The organism is Mycobacterium sp. (assembly GCF_032162105.1).
GTDB lineage: Bacteria > Actinomycetota > Actinomycetes > Mycobacteriales > Mycobacteriaceae > Mycobacterium.
On sequence record NZ_JAVRPS010000431.1, the window covers coordinates 1 to 9,496 of the forward strand.

Here is a 9,496-nt window from a genome sequence, read left to right on the forward strand (position 1 = left end):
ACTCCGTCGACACCCAGGTGTCCGCCGGGGCGAACACTCCCCGCTTGATCGACGCGGTCGGATCGATCGGGCCGCGCGGGTGGGCGAGGAGCACGCCGACCTCGCCTGCCTGCGCCAACCTCACGAAACCGCGGTCGTCCTCGAGGATCAGGTCGTCGTCGACGTCGTACGCGGCGAGTTCGACGTGCCCACCGCCCGGAAGGGGACGTCCCTCGCTGCCGACCTTGGCCCCGGACACGTTGGCAAGCACGGCCTGGCCGTCGGTGGTGGCGAAGAACTCGACGATGTGCGCGGGCGTGAACTCCTCCTCGACGCGCTTCCACAGTCCGGTGGGCATGCCGGAGCCGATGAACAGGCGGACCGGGTGGTTGCCGTTGGGACCAAAGGACGGATCGCGTTGAAATTCCCCCAAGACGTCGCGCAGCATCGCCCAGGTATAGGACACGACGGTGACGCCGTACTGGCGCAGTTCGTGGACGAACCGGTCGGGACGCAGACCCCGCGACAGCGCGATGCGGGTGCCGCCCACCACGGCGCCGCCCAGGCTGACCAGCAGGCCGGACTGATGATGCAGCGGGGTGAGGCAGTACACCGTGTCGCTGCGACCGAGGTTGGCCGCCGACGCCGTGCCGAACGCGGACAGCGCCCACCGGAAGTTGGTGATCTGGCGGGCGACGAGTTCGCCGTTGACCGTGGCGAACGCGACGTAGGCAAGATCCTTGGCGTATCCGGGATTGGGCCGGTACCAACCCGGCAGCTCGACGACGTCCGGGTCGATCTGCTCCATGTCGGTGACGTCGGCATCCTCGGGAAGGTGCAGGTCGCGCGTCTCGCCGCCGCCGAGCACCAGCACGCGCAGCGGCAGTCGGCGGGCCGCCTCGAGGTTGCCGGGATCGGCGATGACGTCGGATACCGCACCAATGCGGGCCGCCTCGGCCAGATCGCCGTCGGGCGGCATCAGCACGGCCACCGCGCCGAGTCGCGAGAGCGCGGCGATGGCGACCAGAGCACTGGGCCGGGTCTCCATCAGGACACCGACGTGGGCGCCCTGCCGCACGCCGACCCCGATCAGGCCACGGACCACGTTGTTGATGCGGCGGTCCACCGCCTCATAGGTGTGCACCCGACCGTCGAACAGCAGGAACTCGCCGTCGGGCGCCCCCCGAGCCTGCTCGGACAGGATCCGGCCGAGCGAGATGCGGGTGTGGTCGTTGATCTGACCCAGCCGCGCAAGCCGGGGCAACGTGCGGGCGGTCTCGACCACCAGCGCGCGGGCCGACTTGTTGGCGGCCACGAACGCGTCGGCTGCCGAACGGGCCAGACTGAACGTCATCTCCGTCGCGGCGGCAGCACCGTGCGCCACCCGCGACGCAAGGGGAACGCCGCTCTCGCTGTGCTCGGCGGGCTGCAGCGCCATCGGAACCACGTGCTCGGGCATCTCGCCGTCGCCGGCCAGCCACTTCACCCAATTGGCGACCGTCGGCCACGTCTGGGTGGCCGCCCTCGAGCCCACCACCAGACCGAAATGTCCTGTGCGGATGAGGTATTCGTAGACCTCCGCCTGGGGGGCGGCGCGCTTGATTCCGCGCACCGACGCCGGCTGGCCGATGTCGTCGACCTCGCCGACCACGGCCAGCACGGGGCAGTCGATGTCACTGAGGGTGACCAGGTCGCCGCGAATGCTGAACCCGCCGGACATCATCCGGTTGTGGGCGATGAACTGCTTGAGCAATTCCGCGATCGCAGGCCCCGACCAGGCGATCCAGCCATCCGACGACAAGAACCGGCGCTGTTGCTCCCTGGGCAGCAATGCCTCGCGGTCGTGTAGTTGGCGCAGGAAGTCCAGCCGCGCTTGCGCGGTCTTGAGCGGGTCGAGCATCTGGAACCCGGTGCGGGCGAGCCAGCCGGGGATGTCGATGCGGCTGAACACGTGGTCGGCCATGAAGTCGGCGGCCGCGGCGCTGAAACCGGCGGGCAGGTTCATCGGCAGGCCCGCCAGGGTGTCCACCGGAGAGCCGAACGCGATGATGCTCGCCAGATCCTTCGAATGCCGGTACGCCGCGGTCTGATAGGCGAACATGCCGCCCTGCGAATAGCCGGCGAGGTGTACGTCGCGGTCCGTGACCGTCTTGACGGTGTCGATCGCCTCACTCAGCGCGACGACGTGATCGGCGAGGTTGCGCTGCATGCCGCCCTCGACCCGGTCGGGCGAGCCGAAGTCGATGACCCACGGATCGACCCCGGCCGCGTGCAGGATCCCGACGGCGCCCTCGTCGCGGGTGACGTCCCACATGTCGGCCGACATCATCATCGGGTGCACCATCAGGACGGGCGGTCCGGCCGGTGGGGCGCCGTGCCTGGAATCGGGCGGGAAGTACCGTCGCAGCCGGTACATCGGCACGGCCTCGATGATCTGGAACGGGGACGGTACCGCGCCGGTCTCCAGCCCGCCGTAGCGGAGCACTTCCAAGCCGTTCTGAGCGGTTGCGACCAACCGCCCGACCGGCCTGGTGATCGCCGACAGGTCCACTGGGCTCCCCTTTTGTGACGTCCCGAATCCCCCGATCCGACGTCATCATGGCACAGCGACCCTGGCGTTCCGCTGGGATTGCACCGACCGTCGTCTTCATCGGCAGCCCTATGATCGGCGGCTGATGGCGAACCTGATCAACGTCGAACGCGCGAGCGTCGGCCACGGCACCCGAACCCTGCTGAATAGCGTCAGCCTCGGCGTCGACGAGGGCGACGCGATCGGTGTCGTCGGCCGCAACGGCGACGGCAAGACGACGCTGCTGCAGGTGCTGACGACAGCTCGACCGCCCGATTCGGGCCGGGTCACGCACACGTCGGGCCTGTCCGTGGGATACCTGCACCAGGCCGATGACTTCGCCGCGGACGCCACGGTCCGGGACGTGATCGTCGAAGGCCGCCCCGACCACATCTGGGCGGCCGAACCCGACACTCGATCGGTGGTCGAGCACCTGCTCGCCGACGTCGGCCTGGACAGCGAAGTCGCCGATCTCAGCGGCGGTGAACGGCGTCGGGTGGCGCTGGCCGCGGTGCTGCTGGCCGGCCACGACGTGCTGGTGCTGGACGAGCCAACCAACCACCTCGACGTCGAGGTCATCGGGTGGCTGGCGGGCCACCTGTCGCAGCTGCGCTCGAAGGCGCTCGTGGTGGTCAGCCACGACCGGTGGTTCCTGGACGCTGTCTGCACGCGCATCTGGGAGGTACACGACGGCGACGTCGACGCCTACGAGGGCGGATACGCGGCCTACGTGCTGGCCCGCGCGGAACGGACGCGGCTGGCCGCAGGCACCGAGGCCCGCAGGCGCAACCTGATGCGCAAGGAACTGGCGTGGCTGCGGCGGGGACCGCCCGCGCGGACCTCGAAGCCGAAGTTCCGCATCCAGGCGGCCAATGAGTTGATCGCCAACGAGCCGGAGCCGCGGGACTCCCTCGCGCTGCAGCGGTTCGCGACTGCGCGGCTGGGCAAGGACGTGTTCGATCTGCACCGCGTGAGCCTGGAACTTGGCGAGCCAGATCTATCCCCGGGTCGCTCCGCTCCTGCCCGCCGGAAGATCCTCGACGGGCTGGACTGGTCCATCGGGCCGGGTGTGCGGATCGGACTGGTCGGCGTCAACGGGACCGGCAAGACGTCGGTGCTGAAGCTGTTGACCGGCGAGTTGGCGCCGTCCGCGGGCACCATCAAACGCGGCAAGACGTTGAGGATCGGTTATCTCAGCCAGGCGCTGGCCGAGGTGGACGGCAACGAGCGGGTGCTCGACGCGGTCGAAAGCGCCAAGCGGATCACCGAACTCGCGGGCGGAAAGGAAGTCAGCACCGCGACGCTTCTCGAGGATTTCGGGTTCACCGGCGACAAGCTGACCACGCGACTGGCCGACCTCTCCGGTGGCGAGCGGCGGCGGTTCCAGTTCCTCCGGTTGCTGCTCGACGAACCCAACGTGCTGCTGCTCGACGAGCCGACCAACGATCTGGACATCGACACGCTCAACGTCATCGAGGACTACCTGGACGGCTGGCCGGGCACGCTCATCGTGGTGACGCACGACCGCTACTTCCTCGAGCGGGTCGCCGACGTCACCTATGCGCTGCCAGGCGGGGGCCGCTGCGTGCTGCTGCCCGGCGGCATCGAGCAGTACCTGGCCGAGCGCGTCGCCGCCGAATCGACGTCGACGTCCCGCACTGCCGCGCGTTCCGAGACTGCCTCCGCACGTGAGCGCCGTGCGGGAAAGGAGTTGGCCCGCATCGAGAGTCAACTCGGCAAGCTCGACCAGCGGATCGCGGCCGTGCACCACACCATGGCCGAGGCAGCCGCGGACCACAAGCGGGCGACCGAGTTGAACGCCGAACTGGGCGAGCTGCTGGCCCGCAAGGAGTCACTCGAGGAGGAGTGGCTGGCCTTGGCGGAAGACTAGGGCCTCAGGTTCAGGGACGCAGCCGGATCCGGAGCCGGTCGGCGGTGTCACGGACGACGCCGAGCTGCTTGGCCACCTGAATCGGTGACGTGCCGCCACGGGCGTCGCGCGAATTCACCGATCCCGCAACGGTCAACACCTCGCGAACCTCGGCCGTGAGCCCTGGGTGGATGCCGGCCAGCTCGTCGTCGGCGAGTTCCTCGAGCCCGACCCCGCGCGCCTCGGCCGCACGGACCGCTGCGCCCGCCGCCTCGTGGGCGACGCGGAACGACACACCTTGGCGCACCAGCCATTCGGCGACGTCGGTGGCCAGCGTGTAGCCCAGCGGGGCGAGCTCGGCCATCCGGTCGGTGTCGAAGAGCAGCGTGCCGACCAGCCCGGCCATCGCGGGCAGCAGAAGCTCCAGTTGGCCGACGGAATCGAACACCGGCTCCTTGTCCTCCTGCAGATCCCGGTTGTACGCCAGCGGCTGGGCCTTGAGCGTGGCCAGCAATCCGGTGAGATTGCCGATCAGCCGGCCCGACTTCCCGCGCGCCAGTTCGGCGATGTCGGGGTTCTTCTTCTGCGGCATGATCGAACTGCCGGTCGACCAGGAGTCGTGCAGCGTGACGTAGCCGAACTCGGTGGTGCTCCAGAGGATGACGTCCTCGGCGAGCCGGGACAGATCGACGCCGATCATCGCCAGCACGAACGCGCCCTCCGCGGCGAAGTCGCGGGATGCGGTGGCATCGATGGAGTTGTCGGCCGCTGCGGCGAAGCCGAGTTCCTCGGCGATGGCGTCGGGGTCCAGACCCAGCGACGACCCAGCAAGCGCGCCGGATCCATACGGCGACACGGCGGTTCGCGCGTCGAAGTCGACGATCCGCGCCACGTCGCGCAGCAGCGGGTGGGCGTGGGCAAGCAGGTGATGGGCCAGCAGGACCGGCTGCGCCGACTGCAGATGGGTCTTGCCCGGCATGATCGCGGTGGGATGCGACGCGGCCTGCATGGCCAGCGCGGCGACGACGTCGAGCACGCCGTTGCCGACGGACCGCATCGCGTCGCGCAGCCACATCCGGAAGAGCGTGGCGACCTGGTCGTTTCGGGACCGGCCTGCCCGCAGCCGTCCACCGAGATCGTCGCCGACCCGATCGATCAGCCCCCGCTCCAGCGCACCGTGCACGTCCTCGTCCGACGGCAGCGGACCGAAGCTGCCGTCGGCGACGTCCGCACCGAGGCTGTCCAGGCCGGCCAGTAGCCCGTCGCGTTGCTCCTCGGTCAGCAGACCCGCCCCGAACAGCACCCGTGCGTGCGCCTTGGACGCGGTGACGTCGTAGGGCGCCAGCACCCAGTCGAAGTGGGTGGACTTGCTCAGCGCGGCAAGCGCTTCCGAGGGCCCGGAGGCAAACCGTCCGCCCCAGAGCGAACCCTCGTTAGTGCTCACGGGGCCACCTTCTTTGGCCGAACAGACGCAAAGTACCCCCGACACGCCGCCGGAGTGGGGACCTTTGCGTCTGCTCGCGAGAGGGAGTGAGTCACCGACCCAGGTCCCGCTGCGCGGCGATCTTGGAGGACAGCCCGTGCACGTGCACGAAACCCTTCGCGCTGGACTGGTCGAACGTGTCGCCCTCGTCGTAGGTGGCGAGGTTGAAGTCGTACAGCGACTCTGCGCTGCGCCTGCCGTTGACCGCAATGTGCCCGCCGTGCAACACCATCCGGATCTCTCCCGTGACGTGCTCCTGCGTGTGGTTCACGAACGTCTCCAGCGCCGTCTTCAGCGGCGAGTACCAGAGGCCGTCGTAGACCAACTCGCCCCACCGCTGGTCGGTGGTCCGCTTGAACCGGGCCAGTTCGCGTTCCAGCGTGACGTGCTCGAGCTCGGTGTGCGCGGTGATGAGCGCCATCGCGCCGGGCGCCTCGTAGATTTCGCGGCTCTTGATGCCGACGAGCCGGTCCTCGACCACGTCGAGCCGGCCGACGCCCTGCGCGCCCGCCCGCCGGTTCAGTTCGACGATCGCCTCGAGCACCGTGACGGGCTTGCCGTCGATGGATACCGGCGCGCCCTTCTCGAACCCCACGATGACCTCGTCGGGCGAGCTCCAGTTGACCGTGGGGTCCTCGGTGTAGTCGTAGACGTCCTTGGTGGGGGCGTTCCAAAGATGTTCGAGGAAGCCGGTTTCCACCGCACGGCCCCAGACGTTCTGGTCGATCGAGAAGGGCGAGCGCTTCGTCACGTTGATCGGAATGGCGTTCTCCTCGGCGAACGCGATCGCCTTCTCGCGGGTCCACGCGTAGTCGCGGACCGGTGCGAGCACGTCCAGATCGGGAGCCAGCGACGCGAACCCCACCTCGAAGCGGACCTGGTCGTTGCCCTTGCCCGTGCACCCGTGGGCGACGGTGCCGCCGCCGTGCGCGCGCGCCGCCTCGACCAAATGCTTGACGATCAGCGGTCTGCTGATCGCCGACACCAGCGGGTAGCGGTCCATGTAGAGCGCATTCGACTTGATCGTCGGCAGGCAGTATTCCTCGGCGAACTCGTCGCGGGCGTCGACCACGACGGCCTCCACCGCGCCGCAGTCCAACGCGCGTTGACGGACCAACTCCATGTCCTCACCGCCCTGCCCGAGGTCGATGGCCACGGCCACCACCTCGCGACCGGTCTCCTTGCCGATCCAGCTGATCGCGACCGAGGTGTCCAGACCGCCGGAATACGCCAAGATGACGCGTTCGGACATGAATCAATCTCCCTTGTTCTCAAGCCTTGCGGCCAGTTCGGCGCCCGTCATGGGTTCGCGAGCCACCACCAGGATGGTGTCATCGCCTGCAATGGTGCCCACCACGTAGGGCAGTGCGGAACGGTCGATGGCACTGGCGAGGTAGTGCGCCGCCCCGGGCGGGGTGCGCAGCACGGCCAGGTTGGCGCTGGCGTCGGTGGACACCAGGAGGTCACCGAGCAGCCGCGACATCCGTTCCGTGCCACCGGAAACCCCGCGCACCGGGCTGCCGTCCTCGGGTACGACGTACACGCCGACACCGCCGTCGGCGCCGCGCAGCTTGACCGCGCCGAGCTCCTCCAGGTCGCGGGACAGCGTGGCCTGGGTGACCTCGATGCCCTCCTCGGAGAGCATCGTCGCGAGCTCGCTCTGACTGCGCACCGAGTTCGACGAAAGGAGCGTCACGATGCGCGCCTGTCGTCCGGCCCGGGTAGATGCGGAAGTCATGCCTCGACTCCCACTCGCTCCGGTCCTCGCTCGTGCCTCGCTGCGATCCTCACTCGCGCTCGTCTTCGGGTCACGACCGCTCCAGCAGCCACACCAGCAGCGCCTTCTGGGCGTGCAACCGGTTCTCCGCCTCGTCCCACACGGCGCTCTGGGGTCCGTCGATGACGTCATCGGTGATCTCGTAGCCGCGGTGCGCGGGCAGGCAGTGCAGGACGACGGCGCCGGGATCGGCCAGGCCCATCAGGTCGGCGTTGATCTGGAACGGGCGGAACGGGCCCACTCGGTCGAGTCCGTCGTTCTCCTGGCCCATCGACGTCCAGGTATCGGTCACCACCACGTCGACACCGTCGGCCGCGGCACGCGGGTCGGCCGTCAACGACACCTTCGCCCCGGTGTCGCCGGCCCGCCGCCGGGCCGCGTCGACGAACTGCGGATCGGGTTCGAAACCGGCTGGGGCCGCGATGGTGACGTCGATGCCCGCGGTCACACCGCCCAGCATCAGCGAGTGCGCCATGTTGTTCGCGCCGTCGCCGAGGTAGGCCATCCGCAGGCCCGCCAGCGTGCCCTTGCGCTCGGCCAGCGTCTGCAGGTCGGCCAGCACCTGGCACGGGTGGAACTCGTCGGACAAGGCGTTCACGATCGGCACCGAAGCGCCGGAGGCCATGGCGCTCAACCGTTCCTGCGCGAACGTGCGCCACACGATGGCGTCGACGTAGCGGGACAGCACCCGGCCGGTGTCCTCCAGCGTCTCCTCGCGACCGATTTGGGTACTGCGGCTGTCCACGACCACGGCGTGACCGCCGAGTTGGGCGATGCCGATCTCGAACGAGAACCGGGTGCGGGTGGAGTTCTTCTCGAAGATGACGGCGACACCACGCGGGCCGTCCAGAGGCCGCCTGCTCATCGGCGCCCGCTTCAGTTCCGCGGCCAGCGCCAGCACCTCGGCCTGCTCGACCGGTGAGAGATCGTCGTCGCGAAGGAAGTGGCGCAGCGTCACGACGCCTCCGATGAAACGGCAACGGCGGTGTCGAGGACGGCGGGCAGCGCGGTGATGAACGCGTCGATCTGCGCCTCGGTGACGACCAGCGGGGGGGCCAACCGGATCACGTCGGGGGCGACGGCGTTGACGAGGAAACCGGCTGCCCGCGCGGCGCTCTCGATCGCCTTGCCGTGCGGCGCGGTCAGCACCACGCCGCGCAGCAGACCCCGGCCGCGGACGTGGTCGACCAACGGATGCCCGATCGCCTCGATGCCGTGGCTCAGCGTCTTGCCGAGCACGTCGGCGCGGCTGATCAGATCCTCGTCGGCCAGCGTCTTCAGCACCGCCAGCGCCGCCGCGGTGCACACCGGGTTGCCGCCGAACGTGCTGCCGTGCAGGCCGGGGGTCAACAGGTCCGCGGCATCGCCGATGGCCAGGCAGGCGCCGATCGGCAGCCCACCGCCCAAACCCTTTGCCAGCGTGACCAGGTCGGGGGTGATCCCGTCGTGCTGGTGGGCATAGAACGTGCCGGTACGGCCAACACCCGTCTGCACCTCGTCGAGGACCAGGAGGGCGCCGTGCGCGGCGGTGATCTCACGCGCGGCGACCAGGTAGCCCGGTGGCGGTGTGACGACACCGCCCTCCCCCATGATCGGCTCGAGGAACACCGCGGCGGTCTCCGTGTCGACCACGCCCGCAAGTGCTTCGACGTCGCCGTACGGGACGTGGGTGACGTCGCCTGGCAGCGGTGCGAACGGCGCCTGCTTGGACGGCTGACCGGTCAGTGCGAGCGAGCCCATGGTGCGGCCGTGGAAGGCGCCTTCGGCCGCAACGAGTTTGGTGCGCCCGATGAGGCGGGTGATCTTGAAGGCGACCTC

The 9,496-nt window shown here is 69.3% G+C and carries 7 protein-coding genes; 1 reads left to right on the forward strand and 6 read right to left on the reverse strand.

The window, feature by feature from the left end:
* Positions 1-2,530 (reverse strand): AMP-binding protein (locus QOC69_RS22005; protein WP_526443536.1); only part of this gene is annotated, 2,530 nt, incomplete at its 3' end.
* Positions 2,531-2,654: 124 nt separating this feature from the next.
* Here QOC69_RS22005 and QOC69_RS22010 point away from each other — a divergent pair.
* A complete protein-coding gene (locus tag QOC69_RS22010; RefSeq protein WP_526443538.1) occupies positions 2,655-4,439 on the forward strand; it encodes an ABC-F family ATP-binding cassette domain-containing protein in 1,785 nt (594 codons plus the stop codon).
* A gap of 10 nt (positions 4,440-4,449) precedes the next feature.
* Here the strand turns inward: QOC69_RS22010 and argH are convergent, their stop codons facing one another.
* The 5 genes from argH to QOC69_RS22035 form a co-directional block, all read right to left on the reverse strand.
* The gene (gene argH, locus QOC69_RS22015; RefSeq protein WP_526443540.1) at positions 4,450-5,862 is read right to left on the reverse strand and encodes an argininosuccinate lyase; all 1,413 of its coding nucleotides are present in this window, start codon (positions 5,860-5,862) and stop codon (positions 4,450-4,452) included.
* A gap of 91 nt (positions 5,863-5,953) precedes the next feature.
* Positions 5,954-7,153: an argininosuccinate synthase gene (locus QOC69_RS22020; protein WP_526443542.1), complete on the reverse strand. Its 1,200-nt coding sequence runs from the start codon at positions 7,151-7,153 to the stop codon at positions 5,954-5,956.
* A 3-nt stretch (positions 7,154-7,156) separates the two neighbouring features.
* Positions 7,157-7,639: an arginine repressor gene (locus tag QOC69_RS22025; RefSeq protein WP_526443544.1), complete on the reverse strand. Its 483-nt coding sequence runs from the start codon at positions 7,637-7,639 to the stop codon at positions 7,157-7,159.
* 70 nt (positions 7,640-7,709) lie between these two features.
* On the reverse strand, positions 7,710-8,630 hold the full coding sequence (argF, locus tag QOC69_RS22030) for an ornithine carbamoyltransferase (RefSeq protein ID WP_526443549.1): 921 nt from the start codon (positions 8,628-8,630) through the stop codon (positions 7,710-7,712).
* 2 nt (positions 8,631-8,632) lie between these two features.
* Positions 8,633-9,496, reverse strand: an 864-nt coding sequence (locus tag QOC69_RS22035; RefSeq protein ID WP_526443546.1) for an acetylornithine transaminase, incomplete at its 5' end; no start/stop codon positions are given.

Bases quoted from the DNA above. Each gene is read 5' to 3' on its own strand.
- QOC69_RS22025 (WP_526443544.1), bottom strand. From the start codon at position 7,639: ATGACTTCCGCATCTACCCGGGCCGGACGACAGGCGCGCATCGTGACG.
- QOC69_RS22010 (WP_526443538.1), top strand. From the start codon at position 2,655: ATGGCGAACCTGATCAACGTCGAACGCGCGAGCGTCGGCCACGGCACC.
- QOC69_RS22020 (WP_526443542.1), bottom strand. From the start codon at position 7,153: ATGTCCGAACGCGTCATCTTGGCGTATTCCGGCGGTCTGGACACCTCG.